At 54.8% G+C, this 16,393-nt stretch carries 20 protein-coding genes; 13 read left to right on the forward strand and 7 right to left on the reverse strand.

Features of this window, described 5'->3' with window-relative positions; genetic code table 11:
- Positions 1-69: 69 nt before the first annotated feature.
- Both FJ695_RS15450 and FJ695_RS28485 read right to left on the reverse strand, forming a co-directional pair.
- Positions 70-975 carry a hypothetical protein gene (locus FJ695_RS15450; RefSeq protein ID WP_141186279.1) on the reverse strand — a complete coding sequence of 302 codons (906 nt, stop codon included), beginning with the start codon at positions 973-975 and terminating at the stop codon, positions 70-72.
- Between the two features lie 314 nt (positions 976-1,289).
- Complete coding sequence (locus FJ695_RS28485) at positions 1,290-1,385, reverse strand: hypothetical protein (protein WP_371708785.1); 96 nt, start codon at positions 1,383-1,385, stop codon at positions 1,290-1,292.
- A gap of 254 nt (positions 1,386-1,639) precedes the next feature.
- On the opposite strand from FJ695_RS28485, the gene speB reads away from it, so the two are divergent.
- From speB to FJ695_RS15495, 8 genes are all read left to right on the forward strand, one after another.
- The gene (speB, locus tag FJ695_RS15460; RefSeq protein WP_141186280.1) at positions 1,640-2,608 is read left to right on the forward strand and encodes an agmatinase; all 969 of its coding nucleotides are present in this window, start codon (positions 1,640-1,642) and stop codon (positions 2,606-2,608) included.
- Between the two features lie 14 nt (positions 2,609-2,622).
- Entirely contained in the window at positions 2,623-3,009 is a 387-nt protein-coding gene (locus FJ695_RS15465) for a cupin domain-containing protein (RefSeq protein ID WP_141186281.1), read from the forward strand.
- 200 nt (positions 3,010-3,209) lie between these two features.
- A complete protein-coding gene (locus FJ695_RS15470) occupies positions 3,210-4,166 on the forward strand; it encodes a TAXI family TRAP transporter solute-binding subunit (protein WP_141186282.1) in 957 nt (318 codons plus the stop codon).
- 61 nt (positions 4,167-4,227) lie between these two features.
- A complete protein-coding gene (locus FJ695_RS15475; RefSeq protein ID WP_371708786.1) occupies positions 4,228-6,015 on the forward strand; it encodes a TRAP transporter permease in 1,788 nt (595 codons plus the stop codon).
- A gap of 77 nt (positions 6,016-6,092) precedes the next feature.
- The gene (locus tag FJ695_RS15480) at positions 6,093-6,509 is read left to right on the forward strand and encodes a hypothetical protein (RefSeq protein ID WP_141186283.1); all 417 of its coding nucleotides are present in this window, start codon (positions 6,093-6,095) and stop codon (positions 6,507-6,509) included.
- A 39-nt stretch (positions 6,510-6,548) separates the two neighbouring features.
- Positions 6,549-6,953, forward strand: coding sequence for an ACT domain-containing protein (locus FJ695_RS15485; protein WP_141186284.1), 405 nt, complete (start codon positions 6,549-6,551; stop codon positions 6,951-6,953).
- Between the two features lie 116 nt (positions 6,954-7,069).
- Positions 7,070-7,927, forward strand: a complete 858-nt coding sequence (locus FJ695_RS15490) for an adenylate/guanylate cyclase domain-containing protein (RefSeq protein WP_141186285.1) — start codon at positions 7,070-7,072, stop codon at positions 7,925-7,927.
- 189 nt (positions 7,928-8,116) lie between these two features.
- Positions 8,117-8,731 (forward strand): ATP-dependent Clp protease proteolytic subunit, encoded by a 615-nt coding sequence (locus FJ695_RS15495; protein WP_141186286.1) that lies wholly within the window; start codon positions 8,117-8,119, stop codon positions 8,729-8,731.
- Between the two features lie 79 nt (positions 8,732-8,810).
- Here FJ695_RS15495 and FJ695_RS15500 read toward each other — a convergent pair whose 3' ends face one another.
- A complete protein-coding gene (locus FJ695_RS15500; protein ID WP_168206377.1) occupies positions 8,811-9,215 on the reverse strand; it encodes a Clp protease ClpP in 405 nt (134 codons plus the stop codon).
- Positions 9,216-9,323: 108 nt separating this feature from the next.
- Here FJ695_RS15500 and FJ695_RS15505 point away from each other — a divergent pair, with 108 nt between their 5' ends.
- The 3 genes from FJ695_RS15505 (at position 9,324) to FJ695_RS15515 (ending at position 12,416) form a co-directional block, all read left to right on the forward strand.
- Positions 9,324-10,151, forward strand: coding sequence for an aldo/keto reductase (locus FJ695_RS15505; RefSeq protein WP_141186288.1), 828 nt, complete (start codon positions 9,324-9,326; stop codon positions 10,149-10,151).
- A 106-nt stretch (positions 10,152-10,257) separates the two neighbouring features.
- Positions 10,258-11,067, forward strand: coding sequence for a YdcF family protein (locus FJ695_RS15510; protein WP_141186289.1), 810 nt, complete (start codon positions 10,258-10,260; stop codon positions 11,065-11,067).
- 101 nt (positions 11,068-11,168) lie between these two features.
- Positions 11,169-12,416 carry an adenylate/guanylate cyclase domain-containing protein gene (locus FJ695_RS15515; protein WP_141186290.1) on the forward strand — a complete coding sequence of 416 codons (1,248 nt, stop codon included), beginning with the start codon at positions 11,169-11,171 and terminating at the stop codon, positions 12,414-12,416.
- Here FJ695_RS15515 and FJ695_RS15520 read toward each other — a convergent pair.
- A complete protein-coding gene (locus FJ695_RS15520) occupies positions 12,302-13,057 on the reverse strand; it encodes a DUF599 domain-containing protein (RefSeq protein ID WP_141186291.1) in 756 nt (251 codons plus the stop codon). The genes FJ695_RS15515 and FJ695_RS15520 overlap by 115 nt on opposite strands.
- Before the next feature lie 436 nt (positions 13,058-13,493).
- Here FJ695_RS15520 and FJ695_RS28405 point away from each other — a divergent pair, with 436 nt between their 5' ends.
- Positions 13,494-13,616: a hypothetical protein gene (locus FJ695_RS28405; RefSeq protein WP_256370124.1), complete on the forward strand. Its 123-nt coding sequence runs from the start codon at positions 13,494-13,496 to the stop codon at positions 13,614-13,616.
- A 67-nt stretch (positions 13,617-13,683) separates the two neighbouring features.
- On the opposite strand, the gene FJ695_RS15525 is transcribed toward FJ695_RS28405, so the two are convergent.
- Positions 13,684-14,229 (reverse strand): hypothetical protein, encoded by a 546-nt coding sequence (locus FJ695_RS15525; protein ID WP_141186292.1) that lies wholly within the window; start codon positions 14,227-14,229, stop codon positions 13,684-13,686.
- Positions 14,230-14,302: 73 nt separating this feature from the next.
- Positions 14,303-15,190, reverse strand: coding sequence for an SDR family NAD(P)-dependent oxidoreductase (locus tag FJ695_RS15530; protein ID WP_141186293.1), 888 nt, complete (start codon positions 15,188-15,190; stop codon positions 14,303-14,305).
- A gap of 121 nt (positions 15,191-15,311) precedes the next feature.
- Between FJ695_RS15530 and FJ695_RS15535 the strand changes: the two genes are divergently transcribed.
- Positions 15,312-15,746 (forward strand): DUF1489 family protein, encoded by a 435-nt coding sequence (locus FJ695_RS15535; protein ID WP_141186294.1) that lies wholly within the window; start codon positions 15,312-15,314, stop codon positions 15,744-15,746.
- 5 nt (positions 15,747-15,751) lie between these two features.
- Here the strand turns inward: FJ695_RS15535 and FJ695_RS15540 are convergent, their stop codons facing one another.
- Positions 15,752-16,387 (reverse strand): TetR/AcrR family transcriptional regulator, encoded by a 636-nt coding sequence (locus tag FJ695_RS15540; protein WP_141186295.1) that lies wholly within the window; start codon positions 16,385-16,387, stop codon positions 15,752-15,754.
- Positions 16,388-16,393 lie beyond the last annotated feature (6 nt).

The raw sequence follows: 16,393 nt of genomic DNA on the forward strand, positions 1-16,393 counted from the left end.
GGCGCGGTTTCGGGCAAGGATGCAAATTTTTGAAGCTCAGTAATCGCATTTGCAATGAGGGCGTTCAGTTTAGGAAGTTCCCCTCCGTCCAAATCCATTGTTCCGGCCACGCTGGCGCAGCCGTTGCGCTGTTTCGGTGGTCAAGTTATTGTTTGAATTAGGTTGTGTCAGTGCGCCGAGGCGGCTGGTCGGGGCGCTCTTATTCGGCATGAAATTCGCCAAAAGGCCACAAACGGCAACATAAAGCATTCCCAATCGCCAGATATAAGACCAAAGGTATCCGCTGATGCTGGGAACCGAGCGGGCCGAGTAAATCTTGTCCGTTCGTCCCGGGACATAAGCGATTTCTATGTCCGGATGCCGTCGTAGGTTATCTGCGAAAGGGACTGATGTTTTTAAATCCGCTTTTGCTCTGCGGCCGTTTAAGTCGGTGAATTCAATTTGGACAATAGAGGTGCCACGGCTGCCGTTTCCAAAAGGTTCTATTTCAGTGACCTTTACTGCAATGCCGGGGGTCTCAACGGAATGAAACACCACAGGTACATATTCGGGGGCTCCAACCACACCCATGAAAATGGCCGGTGCTGTAAGGAAAACACCGAAGCCATAAATTGCGGTGCTGCCCCAGAGTTCGGCTTCACTTTCCGGTTTTTTGGCAGCCTCTGGTAAACCTTGACTAATTTTCCGCACCATAAGTTTGATGCCAAATCCGAACAGCAACAACCCTGGAATAATCAGAATGAGTGGAAGGAAACCAATAAGAAAGAACACTTTTTCTGCAATCTCGACGTAATTAACTCCGTCGTTTTTAAGTGCGCTAACCAGTTCGAAGACGGCCTTCTTTTCAGCAAAATCCTGATAATCTTGGTAGGCGTTATACATCTGAATTACAGAGTAGCCGGTGAGGGCAAAGCCAAGAATTGCCACAAACCCGCTGAGTGATAGGCCGATTAGAAACCTGAAAAATCGCTCCATGGAAATCTCTTCAAAATGTCAACTTATCGATAGAGATCATTAGAAATAAAACTTTGAGTAGAAGTTAATTTGGGCGATAAACTTGTGCGGTTCAGTCTGGATATTTACCGATCCAAATCGATGGAATAGCTGGAGGTATTGGTAATTTGCGAAAGCGTTTGCTTTCAGGTGCTGCGTCATTTTCCAGGTGAATGGTGTCCCTCAGGACAGCTTCATGGTCACCCTACCGGCCACAATCAAGACGACAGCAATCGTCCGCTGTGGTGTCAGTGTTTCGCCTCGCAGCCAGACCCGGGTGCAAAAGCGCCAATAACTCAGATCCTGGTCCAGACCATATAGGCCGTGCCGGGCGGAAGGGGGCACATGGCCAGTGTGAGCAATCCAAAAGACCTGGCCATGGCAATACCCATGATTATTGTTGGAAGGGGCGTGTGAAATCATCTGGTTGCTACATCGCAAAGGCCCAGGCAACTTCAAGAAACCCAGCGGCAAACAAGAGAGCCCAGGCCATATTTCCTTTATGCCCGGGCCGTCTCGGCCTAATTAGCCACTATTGCGAGACCGTCCCCGCATGCTGAAGATGGAAGACCCTTGACTGTTTCAATGGTGGTTATGTCTTATCCAAGGCAGCCAATGTGCTGGCGTATTAGTCTGGGAGTTTCTCGTGTCCGATCCGTTTTTCCAACCTGTATCCGGTTTCGATTTACCGCGTTTTGCCGGCGTGCCGACATTCATGCGCTTGCCGCATGTTGGATTGGAGGACCCAAGGCTGGCGGAGGTTCAGATCGGATTGATCGGCGCGCCTTGGGACGGGGGCACCACCAACCGTCCGGGCCCGCGCCACGGACCGCGGCAGCTGCGCGATATGTCCACCATGATCCGGGCTCAAAATGGGGCAACCGGCGTGCGCCCGTTCGAGCTGGCCAACTGCGCCGACCTTGGGGATGTCGGCCCCAATCCGGCAAGTGTCGAGGATAGCCTGCAGCGGATGACCGCCTTTTATGATCAGGTGCTTGAGGCGGGAGTTGTGCCGCTCACTGCCGGCGGGGATCATCTGTGCTCACTGCCGATCCTGCGGTCAATCGCCAAGAAACACGGGGCCGTCGGCATGATCCATTTCGACAGCCACACGGATCTCTTCGACAGTTATTTTGGTGGCACACAATATACCCATGGCACGCCATTCCGTCGCGCTGTGGAGGAGGGGCTCCTGGACCCCAAACGGGTGGTTCAGATCGGCATCCGGGGAACAGCCTACGATTTTGAGGACCGGGACTTTGCGGAAAGCGTCGGCATCCGGGTGATTGTCATTGAAGAATTCCATCGGCGCGGCGTTGTCGACGTCATGGCCGAAGCGAAGGAAGTCGCCGGGGCGGGACCGACTTACGTCTCCTATGACATCGATTTTGTCGATCCGGCATTTGCACCGGGAACCGGCACACCGGAAGTCGGCGGGCCGAACTCCTTTCAAGCCTTGCAAGTTGCAAGGATGCTGGATGGAATCGATATCGTCGGAGCGGATCTGGTCGAAGTATCGCCGCCGTTTGACCAAAGCGGTGGAACCGCGTTTTTGGGTGTTTCGATCCTGTTTGAAATGCTGTGCAATATGGCACTCGCCTTTGGGCAATCGTGAGAACAGACACCATCATGAAACACACGAAGCTGCCAGAAAAGCCGGACGCCAGATCTCCCGCGGGCGCGGAAATTCGTTTTATCATGGACGGCGACACCGGCAACATGATCCACAGCACGGTCCCGCCTGGGCAGGTCAACAGAGCCACCCGCCACAAGACGGTGAGCGAGTTCTGGCATGTCCTTGAGGGGCAGGGCCGGATTTGGCGCGAGAAAGACGGTGTTGAAGAAACAGTTGTCCTGGAGGCAGGCGTCTCCATCGACATCTCCGTTGGAACAGCCTTTCAATACCGCTGCGATAGCGACCAACCGCTAAAATTCATCTGCATCTCGATGCCGCCCTGGCCGGGGGACGATGAGGCCGACTATGTCGAGGGGCCTTGGAGCCCCAGCGTTTCTTAGGTGTATTTGCCCGTGTTGATGAAAGAGCCCGGGCAATGGTTAAACCTGGGATTGTATTCTGCAGTTTGCACATCAGCGCAATTCTGCACTGCGGTTAATATGTCTGCGCATTATTGGAAAAACCGTACCATTTTTCCTAAGAACATCATTGCGCAGGATCGGTGCTCTTTCTAACCTTTCAAAAAATCAGGGAGAAACACATGAAATCCGGTCTTTTGAAACTGGCTATAAGCCTGTCTTTGTCGCTTGCAGCCGTTCATGCACAGGCGGAAACACGCATCACCTACAAGTCTGCGAAATCAACTTCGTCCTACTATCAGATGGGCGTGCAGATTTCCGAGGCGGTCAAGGAAGGCAGCGGCGGCGATATCATCGTGACCGTCGAAGAAAGCCAGGGCTCTGTTCAAAACGTCATGGAAGCCCGCGCTCGTGGCGGCGACTACGTCTTCACAACACCACCGGTGCTGGTGAAGCTCGCCCAGGGCGGCAAGGCCATGTTTGAAGGCAAGGGCTCGCCGAAATTTGATGAGATTCGGGCGCTTTTTCCGATTCCCTCACTGACCATGCATTTTGTCATGTCGGACAAGAGTGGCGTCACTGATTTTGCCGGCATGGAAGGCAAAACGATCCTGATCGGCAAAGGCTCGTTTGGTGCGCGTGAAGGCGAAAAATACCTGAAGCTCTTTGGTCTGGAAGGCAAGGTCGATCTGGCTGAGGTCGAGCTCTCCAATGCGGTTGCAGCTTTGAAGAACGGTCAGATCGACGGCTTTGTCACCGCAGGCTCCTGGCCGGCGCCGAACGTCATTGAAGCTGCGGCCTCTACGGGCGTGACCGTGATTACGCTTTCCGATGAGCAGATCATGAAATCCAAGCGGGCCAAGCTCGTCATTCCAGCGGGCACTTATGCCGGTCAGGATGCCGACATCACCACAACGTCTTTGCCGGTCGCAGCCTTTACAACCACGGCCATGAGCGATGATGCAGCCTATGCCTTGACCAAAACCTTCTGGGAGCAGAAGGCGAAAATGGGTGAGGGCGCTGCCTGGTGGAACGGTGTGGACCAAGGCTTGATGGAAAACATCACCGGTAAGATCCATCCGGGCGCCATCCGCTACTACAAAGAAGCCGGTTTTGAACTGACCGGCGCTCAGCAGTAATTCCCACGCACTTTGCTCCGGCGCTGTTTGCGCCGGAGCTTGGCTAAACAAAAATCATCATATGATCAGCAGCGACACAACACAGCCGCCCATCCGGCGAACCCTCATGCTTTGCCTGGCTTTGGCCCTGGTGGTGTTTCATCTGGGTCTGATTTTTTCAGGCCTTGTGCCCAATCTGGTCAGCCGCCCCGTCCACTTGGCACTGGCCTTGCCCTGGATTTTCCTGTTTGCCGAAGGCGGGTTTTTCAAGCGCACGAGTGGTGCTGTTTTGTGCCTGATTGGTGTGGCGGCCAGCTTGTGGGTGGCAATCAATCAGAACATGCTGTCCGACCAATACGGCTTTCTGGAAGGCGATCTGCAGTTTGCAATCGCTGCCGTGCTGCTGGTCGTTGTGCTGGAAGGCGCAAGGCGGGCCATTGGCTGGCCCTTGCCCATCGTTGCCGGCTTGGCGCTTCTCTATGGGCTCTTCGGTCAGCATATTCCCGGCGAATTTGGTCACTCCGGCACGCCTTTGGCGAGTTTTTTGGGAACCTTGACGATTGCCGAAGGCGGGATCTGGGGCAGCCTGACCGGTGTGTCGGTCAATGTCGTGGCGATCTTTGTGATTTTCGGAGCAGTGCTCAACGCAGGTGAAGCTGGGCAGGGGTTTATGAACCTGGCGGCAGCCGCCGCCGGCCGGCTCAAAGGCGGAGCTGCGAAAGTCTCGGTGCTGTCGTCGGCTCTGTTTGGCTCAATCTCCGGTTCGGCATCGGCCAATGTTGCGTCCACCGGCGCGATCACGCTCCCTGCCATGACGCGTCTTGGCTATCCCAAACGTCTGGCTGCCGCGGTTGAAGCTGTTGCATCGTCCGGTGGCCAGATCATGCCGCCATTGATGGGGGCGGGGGCCTTTGTCATGGTGGAGCTCACACGCGTTCCCTACACCCAGATCATGATGGCGGCCCTGTTGCCCGCCATCCTCTATTTTCTGGCAGTCTGGATCGGCATCAATGCGTATGCCCGGCACTACGATCTGAAAGCTGTTGCCAAGGAAGACCGGCCGGCCAGACGTCAAGTTGCGATCACATCAGCGTTTTTCATGGTGCCCTTTGTGGTGCTGCTTTATGGGATGTTCATGGCTGAATATACCCCACAGTACGCGGCCTGCATGGCGATCCTGGCCGGATTTGCGCTGCTGTTTTTCAACTCTCAAGGTCTTGCCAGTCTCCCGGAAATCCTGTCGCGGCTCGAAAAGGCGCTTTTGAGCGCTGCCCGACAGGTGTCAGTCATCGCCTCGATCATCATCTGCGCCTCAATCGTCATCGGCGTTTTGTCGATCACCGGCCTGGGCGTCAAAATCACGTCGCTGATCCTGTCCGGATCCGGCGGATATCTGTGGCCGTCCTTGTTCCTGACAGCTCTGGCCTGTTTGATCCTTGGAATGGAAGTGCCAACGACAGCGGCTTACGTAATTTGCGTTTCTGTCGCCGGGCCTGCGCTCATTCAACAAGGCCTGGATCCCTTGCAGGCGCATTTGTTTGTTTTCTGGTTTGCGCTGATTTCGACCATCACACCGCCGGTGTGCGGCGCGGTCTTCATCGCGGCTGGGATGAGTGATGAAAACTGGTTGAAAGTGGCGTTCACGGCGATGGCCCTGGGCATAGGGCTCTACATCATTCCCCTGGCAATGATCGCAAACCCGGCTGTCATTGCCTTGACCGAGACACCGCTCTTGGCGCTGCTCGCAGCAGCCAAAATCGGAGTGGGGCTCGGCCTGATTTCCTTTGGCGTGATTGGCTTCACAAAACCGCTGCGGAAAGTGGTTGCCATTGGAGCCGGATTGTTGGTTGTTTTTGTTGGTGGGCTTTAGCTTAACACTTGGAAGACGTTGGTCTTACGATGTTGATTCCGGAAATTAGAACAAGTCATTGAAAAATGGAGGAGTTCTTGGCGCCTGAAAGGATACTCAAGGGATATCTGTGTGCGTGTCTCGTGGCTGCTGCTACAGTCGTGTTGGGCGTCGTAATCCAGTTTTTTGACCTCCCAGAAATCATCGACATTTCAATAAACTACATAGCAGCTCACCTGGTGGCCTACCTGCTCCTGTTTTTGATAACTCTCATTGTGGCAGTTTTGCCAGCTTCGCTCGTCATCATTGCTGGTGAAGTCTTCTCTATTCGGAACGTTTGGTATTACATGGCACCTGCCGCAGCGGTTGGATTTTGGGTGACATGGGTTATCGATGGCGTTCAGTATTCTGCTTTTGATACCGGTGTTTTTGTCGCCGCCGGTGCATTGGCAGGATTGATGTATTGGTACGTTGCAGGACGGGATGCTGCGCGTGGTTCCTGGCCCAGGTTTTGATTGCAGGTTGGGTTGCGCGGCAAGTTGACGGAAAAAACAATGACCGGTGAAAAAGATCTTCAGAACCTGATTGCGCATATGCGGCCGATGCTGGATCCGGCGCCTTATGTGTTTTGTACGTTTGCTAAAAAGGGCCTGATGGAACTGGCTGATTACGAGCCGATCGGCCTGTTTTGTGAAACCGAGGGCGTCACTGCCATCTTGCCGCTGGAGCGGGCGCGCGAACTTGGGCTGGCAGATGCGGAGTGGTTTCGCCGGATCACGCTGACCGTGCATTCTTCTCTGGAAGCTGTTGGGTTGACCGCTGCTGTTTCCAAAGCTCTTGCGCAAAAGGGCATCCCGGCCAATGTGGTCGCAGCTTACTTTCATGATCATGTGTTTGTGCCCGAAGAAAGGGCCGAAGAGGCAGTTGAGGCTTTGCGTGCTTTGGCAAGTGATGTGTGACGATCGATTGACCGCATTGGGGAAAGTGGGCTTCTGCGGCAATATCGCATTTGTTTTCCCTTGCAATTGGCGCTGCAGCTTCCCATTCCTATGGTTAGGCAATCAGGGGTAGGTTTATGGAACGGGCCAAGCGCCGTTTAGCAGCAATCATGTGTGCGGATGTCGCGCATTATTCCCGGCTCATGGAGCAGGATGAAGACGGCACATTGAGCCGGCTGAAAACTTACCGCAGCATCATGTCGTCTCTGACCAGCCGCCATAATGGCCGGATCGTCAACACCTGGGGCGATTCAGTGATTGTTGAGTTCACGTCCGTGATCGAGGCTGTCCAATGTGCGGTCGAAATCCAGAACGAGCTCTCGCACAAAAATGCAGAACTGCCCGACGCTACCAAGATGGAATTCCGGATCGGACTTAATCTCGGTGACATCATGATTGAGGGTGATGACATCTATGGTGATGGTGTCAATGTCGCCGCACGGTTGCAGGAATTGGCGCCCAAGGGCGGTATCATGCTGTCCCAGTCCGTATATGACCAGGTCCGGACCAAACTTGCGCTGGGCTTTGATCCGCTCGGACCAAAACAAGTCAAGAATGTCACGGAACCGGTTGAAACCTATTCGGTGCGATTGGGCGGCCGAAATGAACCGGAAGATATCTCTGGTCCGGAGCCGTCAAAACGCAGCGAGCAGGCCGGGGCAGCAACTGACCGAACGCACGATTGGGAAAAGGACACACAAGCAGTTGCCAACGGATTTGAACAAGCGCGCCGCTGGCTCCGCTCGCAGCCAAAGCGTGTGCGCTCTTGCGTGTTTATGATCGGCTTTTTCTTTGTATTGAATCTGTTGACCTCGGGCCTGTCGACACTTTGGTTTGTGTGGCCATCTCTGCCATTTGCTGTGATGCTCGCCTGGCATCTCATAGTCGGCCGGAAGGGTGGGAAAATGCCGGTTCATCCACACCGGACAGATTGATTTCACAGATTGCCGGAATCCGTTGGCGGTCTGATAACTCTTTTCGGAATAAGAAAGCCAACATGATTTGCGAGAGCGGGCCTCTTCGCTTACACATGAAACAAACCGGATCAGGTCGGCATGCCGACTTTGCCGGAAAAAACCGCCGGATCCGACCGGCACAACAGCCAAGGGAGCTAAATCCTGCGCATGAAAAACTATTCGACCACGGTGCCTGCACGCCTCGACGATGACGACGAGGAAAAGTCCAAAGCCCAACAGTCGATCCAGGTCGACAAGCATCTGTTCGAAGCGCGCACGGTACTGATCACCGGTCCGGTGACCCAGGACATGGCCCGCGACGTGTGTTCCCGCCTGCTTGCGCTGGCACAGGTTTCGAACGATCCAATCACCGTCATCGTTTCGTCTCCGGGCGGCCACGTTGAATCCGGTGACATGATTCACGACACCATCAAGTTCATTTCTCCAGAAGTGCGCATTCTCGGTATGGGCTGGGTCGCAAGTGCTGGGGCCTTGATCTACGTGTCCGTGCCGAAGGAAATGCGTTTCTGTACGCCCAACACACGTTTCCTCTTGCACCAACCGTCCGGTGGTGCTGGCGGCATGGCGACCGACATCGAGATCCAGGCCAAAGAAATCATCAAGATGCGTGACCGTCTGAACCAGATCTTTGCCGATGCAACTGGCCAGCCGATCGACCGTATCGAAAAAGATACTGATCGCGACTATTGGATGAGCCCGGAAGAGGGCATTGACTATGGTCTCGTTGGAAAGGTCGTCACCAGCGTTGATGAGCTGGGCTGATTGCTGACTGACCGCGATCTGCGAGTTTTTTGGAGCGCCGGTGATGTTTCACCGGCGTTTTGTTTTTAAAGGCTGGTCTTCATACGCGCATGTGTTCGTTTTCGATCGAATAAACCAGTACCGGAGGGACTGGTTTGGGGGCAAGAACACGCGGGCGGAGACGGCTCATCATCGTTCGCAGACTTTCCTCGCCTTCGAAATTGCCGGATGGGCCGAAAAAGACAGCGACCAAGTGGTCGACGAACCGCTCGTAAGCATCTTCGCAATTGCATAAGGGGGATAAAAGGTCGGCGGCTGGTTTGCCGTCGTAGAATGGCGAGCCACCGAATAGAAACACAAGAAACTCGCATAGATCTCCGGATTGTTCGAATTCACCACGCGATGAAGGCAGATCAAAGCATGGGTCAGCTTCAAGCGCTTCCCTCAAGGCTGGAAGGGCATTTTCAATCGCCGTTCTGCCTCCGATTTTCATGTACAATGTCATCTCACTGTCTCCGAATATCCGTCTGAATCTGTTTGACAGTTTGCGGCAGTTTCCGATCAGTGGCTGTGATGCTGATCACAGCGATTATGTCCTTGGAAAAAAACAACAATGATTTTTAGATCCTTACATGATGTTTCAATTCCAGCCATTGGTTTGGGGACCTGGGATCTGCACGAAGAAGATTGCGTGCGGACTGTGTCATTCGCTTTACAGAACGGGTACCGGCATGTGGATACGGCGGTTTACTACGGCAACGAAAAGGACGTCGGGGAGGGCATCCGGGCCTCGGGTGTTGACCGCACGGAGGTCTTTTTAACCACGAAAGTCTGGTGGGATCAGCTGTCCGCTGAGGCCTTGTTGCGGTCTGCTGAAGACAGCGTGAAACGGCTCGGAACCGGGTATGTTGACCTTCTTCTGGTGCATTGGCCCAATCCGGATATTTCTTTGAAGGAAACAATAGGTGGCCTATTGGAGGCCAAATCCCGCGGATTGACTAAATCAATCGGGGTTTCGAATTTTCCTTCGGTGCTTTTGTGGGAAGCGCAGGACCTTGCGGACGGCCATTTGATAACCAATCAGGTCGAATACCATCCGTTTTTGAGCCAAAACACCTTGCTGCAGACCTGTGCGGATCTCGGCATGACGCTGACCGCCTATTGTCCGATCATCAAAGGGCGCGTGGCGGAGGAACCGGTTCTTGCTGAAATTGCGGAAAAACACGGCAAGTCCCCGGTTCAAGTGACCTTGCGTTGGCACATGCAGCAAGACAATGTCATTGCCATTCCAAAAAGCAGCAATCCGGACCGGCTCAAAGCCAATCTGGACATTTTTGATTTTGAACTCAGCCGCGATGATATGCGCCGAATATCTGCACTTGGCAGCCCCGCCGGACGGACAATACACGCCGATTTTGCTCCGGATTGGGATGTCGACTGAATTGTCATCCGAGTTATAACTAAGCAGTGGTCGGTGTTATCCGCCGATCTTCGGTCGCTTTCGCTTTCCCCCGCCAATTCATAAATAGCTTTCTGGAGCCGCAGACGTGTTTTTCTACATATCCAAGATCGCTTATTTTTTTATCCAGCCGTCCAATGTTCTGGTTGCCATGGTCGTTTTGGGCGGGCTGATGTCCTTGCGTCCGCGTTCTCAGGTGTGGGGGCGCCGTCTGGCATTCCTCGGGGCCCTTGGTTTTTTGGTTTGCGGGTTTTCACCGGCCGCCAATTTTTTGATGCTGCCGCTAGAGGAGCGGTTCTCCCGTCCGGAACAGCTTGGATCTTATGATGGCGTGATTATTTTGGGCGGGGCAGTGGATACGGTTATCTCCGGCGCACGTGGGGATACGGCGCTGACCTTGTCGGGAGAGCGGCTGACCATCGCGGCGCGGCTCGCCCGCGCGCTTCCAGGTGCAAGTATCATCCACACCGGCGGGCAAGGCGTCATCATCTCCGGCCAGACAACAGAATCAGAAGGTGCGGCACGCCTGTTTGCTGATTTTGGGATCGATGAAAACCGGATCATTTTAGAGGATGCGTCGCGCAACACCTGGGAAAATGCGGTTTTGACCAAGAAGATTGTGGATCCGCAGCCGGGACAAAACTGGCTGCTAGTCACGTCCGCCTACCATATGCCGCGCTCCATGGGCGTGTTTGAAGCGGCTGGCTGGACCGGCGTCACGCCTTATCCGGTGGACTATCGCACCCGTGGCGCCAATGACCGGACCCTTGGTTTCAATGGGGCTTCGAAGGGATTGCGAAGATTTGATCTTGCATTCAAGGAGTGGGTGGGGATGACCGTCTATTGGATGACAGGCCGCAGCAGCGCTTGGTTTCCTGGTCCGGATACGGCCGGCTGATCATTAACCTGAATGCATATTTCCACATTTTCCCACTTTCAATGCCAATGACTTGCACCCATATAATCGGTGTCTCATTGGAATGATAAGGACGTGGGCAGATGGTCCTGGAAGCGCCGCTTGTTGCGGCAGACGTCGTGCAATGGCTCTATAGCGATGCGGCACATTTGGACGGCACATTGGAAATTGTATGTGAGCTGGCCACTCGGCTGCAGGGCGGGGGCGTGCCGGTTGACCGGGTAACGACCGGGATTTGGATCGTTCATCCGAATGTTCGGGCGGAAGGCTCGATCTGGACAAGTGACGGCTTGCGCGAGCTGCGCCGCTATGTTCCCGGTCCGGATTCAGAAGCCGATTATGAGAACAGTCCGATCAAACAGGTGCACGAAACAAAGCGCTCCGTTCGGGTCAGCATTATGTCCAGCGAAAACACCGAAGATGATTTTCCGGTCATCCAGGAGCTGCGCGACGAAGGATATACTGACTATCTCGCGCTGCCGATGCCGTTCTCCGATGGGTCGGTTAAAGTTGCGACCTTTGCGACCAAAGCACCGGGCGGCTTTTCCGTTTCCCATCTGAGTGTATTTGACTCTCTCATGCGGCCGCTGGCGCTGGTGTGTGAGCTCAAGACCTTGCAACGCACGGCCGCAACGGTTCTCGACACCTATGTCGGGCCACGTGCAGGGTCGAAAGTGCTGGATGGCACCACCCGGCGGGGAGACGGTGAATGGATCAAGGCTGTGGTCAGCTTTGCGGATATTCGAGGCTTTACACGTCTGTCCAACACACTGCCGGCAGACAAGATTGTCCTGTTCTTGAACAAGTACTTCGGCGCGATGACAGAAGCCGTGGAGGCGCATGGCGGCGAGGTGCTTAAGTTCATCGGCGATGAGGTGATGGCGATCTTCCCCTATGAAACGGACGAAGAAGCCAGGGAAGCAGCCTTCCAAGCGCTGCTGGCCGCCCGTGACACTTTTGAAAAGATAGGTGAAATCAACCAGCAGAGAACCTGTGTGCAAACACCGGACATGAGTGTTGGGATCGCCTTACATGCGGGCGACGTCTTCTATGGCAATGTCGGCAGCGAAACCCGGCTTGACTTCACAGTGGTTGGACCTGCGGTCAATCTTGCGTCACGGATTGCGGAACTTGCAAAAGACCTTGGACGGGACGTCCTGGTGTCTGACGCTATTGCCGGCATCATGGGGTGCCGGCACGGGTTGTTCGGCGAGTATCATGTGAAGGGATTTGACGATCCTGTTGAGGTGTATTCTCCGGATTTAACCGCCGGAGACAAACTGGGGTATTGCCCGGACACGACCGCTGAACGGGCTTTGGAGGCAAATTGACGGCGCAGCAGGACCAAAAGCACGGCGAGTGTCAGCACCGCAAAAGCTATTGGTCCTGCAAACCAGCCGAGAAACCCAATGGCGAAGAACAGTGCTCGCTGGCCGCGGTTGAAATGCCGCCCGCCAAGAACGTTTAATTCTCCGGCCTTTTTGGCAATTTCGTGAATGATTTCGGCATCGCGCTCGTTGCGTTCCGGAACCGAGCCCATGACGATGCTGGCATAGTTGAAGAGCCGGTAGGCCCAGCCGAATTTGAAAAAGCTGTAGGCAAAAATCAGCATCAGACCAAGCACCTTGACTTCCCACAAGGCCCGGCTGGTAGAGACCGGAACGGACAGATCGCCAGCGACTTGCAAGATCATGTCCGTGGCGTCCAGAAGCGCAAAGCAGCCACCAATGGCCAGCAATGCAGTGGACGCAAAAAAGGCGGTGCCTTGCTGAAGGCCGGACAGAATGGCCGTGTCCATAATCCGAACCTCCCGGCCGGCCATGGTCAACATCCAGCCACGGCGATGAACGTCCATCGCGTGAGACAGGCTTTTCTTGCGCAAAGGGCTGATGTCAATCAGAAGGTTGAAGCCGAACCAGGCCAGGAGAAACCAAAGGGCGGCGGCTAAATCAAGCGGGGAAAGGGCGTGCATGAGCTCCACAGGCAGTTGGACGCCCTGACGTAGGGCTGGTGCGGCATACTATCCGCAAATCCCTGCAAATGAGAACTGCTGCCGGACAATTTCCAGAACCAGGCGGGGTCAAATCGACATCGGCCTAGGAATTCGAAACTTGCCGGATTTCAATTGTGATTGTGTTCTCCTGCTGCTTACAATTTCTTCGGAGTTTGAGGGCCGAAACAAGGCAAAACATGGCGGCCGTCCAAAATTATTTGTCGAACAAATTTATTTATAAGTATCAGAAATAATTAGCTAAATTGAGCTGTGCGTTTTTTGCAAAACTGATGCCGCTTTTTTGCACTTGCGAACGGGTAAGGGATCGTTTACCTCCTCGCCTCAATGGCGCCACATTTGCGGCCGCAACCGGCCGGCAACGCCAAAACCATATAGGGATTTTATGGACGAACACGTGCAGAAATCTTGTTGGAGCGTCACGCTTTGGACAGTCGCAGCTGTTGGCCTTGCATTGACCATGGTCCTGCTGTTCAACGACGTTGAAAACGCGCAACAAGCCGTCGCCATCGCCCAATAGGGCTGGGACGCATCCATTTCCAAAAGCCGTAGCGAGAGCTGCGGCTTTTTGCGTTTTTACTTTCTTATTAGTTGAGCGGCGGTGGAGACGGCTTAAGTCTGGGATCAGGCCGGTTCATGGGTCCAAAGACCTTCCGGAATTCCATTTGACGCACCACGGTGGTTTGGCCGGGGTGGCTGATCAAAAAGCCTGTATAGGCGTTCTGGCGCAGGGGCAGCAACACCAAGTGAACGGTGCCGAGCTTCGGCCAGTCAACGTTCGCTCCCCAGGCAGGAACATCTCTGGCTGACTCGAGCGTGCTGAGGTCGAGAATATCAGCACTGCCCAGAACCGAGGAATTGCCAGAATTCCATGTCAGTGCGGCCAGGCCGTTTTCGATCTCATAGAGCACAATTTCTGAGCCATTGATCGTCAAGAGGAGAGATCCAGCTTCCGAACTGCTGAGAGTGACGTCTGCTGTCTGCAAATCGACACCGAGCGGCTCCCGTATTCCGCTGCGCTCCACAAATCCCGCCGAATTGATGATCTTGAACTTGCCCAAAGGTAGGACATCTCCCGCCTGGAGAGGAGCCGCCAGAGCCAGAAGAGCAAACAAATGAAGGAGTATACGCACGCTAGGTCATCCAGCCGATTTGGGAGGCTGCAGTATAGCCTGACGAATCTTGAGAAAGTCTTGGACAGAAGAGCTATCTGGACAGTGTGACGACCAGGTCCTCGATCGTGGCATGCTCAGGGGCCCACCCAAGAATGCGCCGGGCATGGGTGTTGCCCGCGGATTGCGACAGGGCGTAACCGGCGGCCCAGTCCAAGTCCGGATTTTGCCCATCCGGCGCTTGTTGGGTGATAATATCCAGATGCTTTCCATGGCGGGCGGAAATATGCGCAGCCAAATGATCAACCGAAATATCTGAAATGCCACTGCCGATGACTGACATTCGGAACCGGTTCTGTTTCAGCACGAGGCCGTAGAGCCTCGCCAAGTCGGTCACCTCCACCAACGGCCAAAGCGTCTGGCCATTTGCCCGGGTTTCGAATTTGCCACCAGATTTCAAGGCAGCTGTCATCTCAGCAATCGGTCCAAAGTCCGGTCCGCACACCAGCGCGGGGTGAATGACCGAGAGAGAAACATCTGTACCAGCCGACAGGGTTTTGATGGTTTCCGTCATGAAACGGAATGCGGGCAGGGGCGCGAATGGCGTCTTTTCGCTCAAAAAGTCGTCGCTGTCACTGGTTTGCGGAAAGAGCCAAATGCCACCTGTGTAGATGATCTTAAGCGGTTGTCTGCGGTGCCGGGCTGCCTTCTTCAGTTCCAGCATTGCGATCCGATCGACTTTGCCCATATCGTCGGAAAATGTCGCGCCGGTGTGGACGACGGCGTCACAGGCCGCAGCCCGCTCCACCCAGGTTTCCGGGTGGCGCAAATCTCCTGGATAGGCTGAAGCGCCCAAGGCCCGAAGTTTTTCGGACGAAGAGCCAGAGCGTGCAAGTCCGATGACCTGGCAGCCTTCTTCAATGAGATGACGCACCACTGCCGACCCGATGCCGCCGGTTCCACCTGTTACAAAAACGTCCATCGGTCGAGACAACCGGTTTGAAGCTCGGTGCGCAAGGGGGCCGATCAGAGTTATAGGCACAATCCACCGCTTGCGCGAGCGGGTCTCTTGACCTTGACCGCTGTGCTGTTAGGTCAGGAACATGACCTTGCACCTGTTAAAACTGTGCGTTGGCGCGGACAGCGTTGAAAGCTTGCAAGCCTGGATCGATTTCCGGATCGAGCAGGCGCGGGCTGCTGGCCTTGGTGAATTCACCACCCACACCACACGGATGGTCCCGACCCGGCGGGATGAGCTGCTGGATGGCGGGTCACTCTATTGGGTGATTAAAGGCAAGATCCAGGCCCGCCAGCATCTGATGGATATCCGGCCGTTTACCGATGATGCGGGGATCAAACGCTGTGACCTGATCCTGGAGCCGCGGCTGATCCTGACACAGTACCAGCCAAAACGCCCGTTTCAGGGGTGGCGCTATCTCAAAGCGGGAGATGCTCCGGCGGATATTCGCGCAGGGGCCGATGTTCAGAATATGTCGGACAGCATGCGCCGGGATCTCACCGAACTCTGTTTGATCTGAGTTCGTTATTCAGCTGTTTTGATCCCCTTTCGGGTATCGCTTGCCGGTTCAAACAGGGTCAGCACATGCTTGATCACGGGTTCAAAACCTGGCCAGGCCCGCTCCAGGTTCGGATTATCCAGTTTCCGGGTCATGGCTAGATGGGCATAGCCGTGGACCAGCGACCAGACCAGGATCTCAATTTCCTCAGGATGCGCGGACGGTGGAATCAACGGCGCACAGGCCGCGCGCAAGATCCCGTATGCATGACCGGCGTTTGCTGAATAATCGGGATCATCTGATCCGAATTTCTGGCCTGAGAAAATAAACAAGAACAGTTCCGGGTGATGTTCAGCAAAATCCAGATAGCCATAACAAATGGCCGCAAGTCGGTCTTTTGGGTCGGTGCCCGCTTTGTCCAGCCTGGCCTGCATGGCATTTGCGAAGACGGCAAAACCCTTTGCGGCAATCGCCGTTGAGAGGCCCATCAGGTTTTTAAAGTGGTATCCGGGCGCTGCGTGGGAGACACCGGCTTTGGCCGCGCATTCCCGCAAGGACAGGCCGTCCGGACCGCGGTCCCGCAACAGTTCAATACCCGCATTAATGAGAGAGGCACGCAAAGTTCCATCCCGCTTGCGCGGTGTTGACGATGATTTTGTCATGCCAGT

The organism is Labrenzia sp. PHM005, from assembly GCF_006517275.1.
In the GTDB taxonomy this organism is placed as follows: Bacteria; Pseudomonadota; Alphaproteobacteria; order Rhizobiales; family Stappiaceae; genus Roseibium.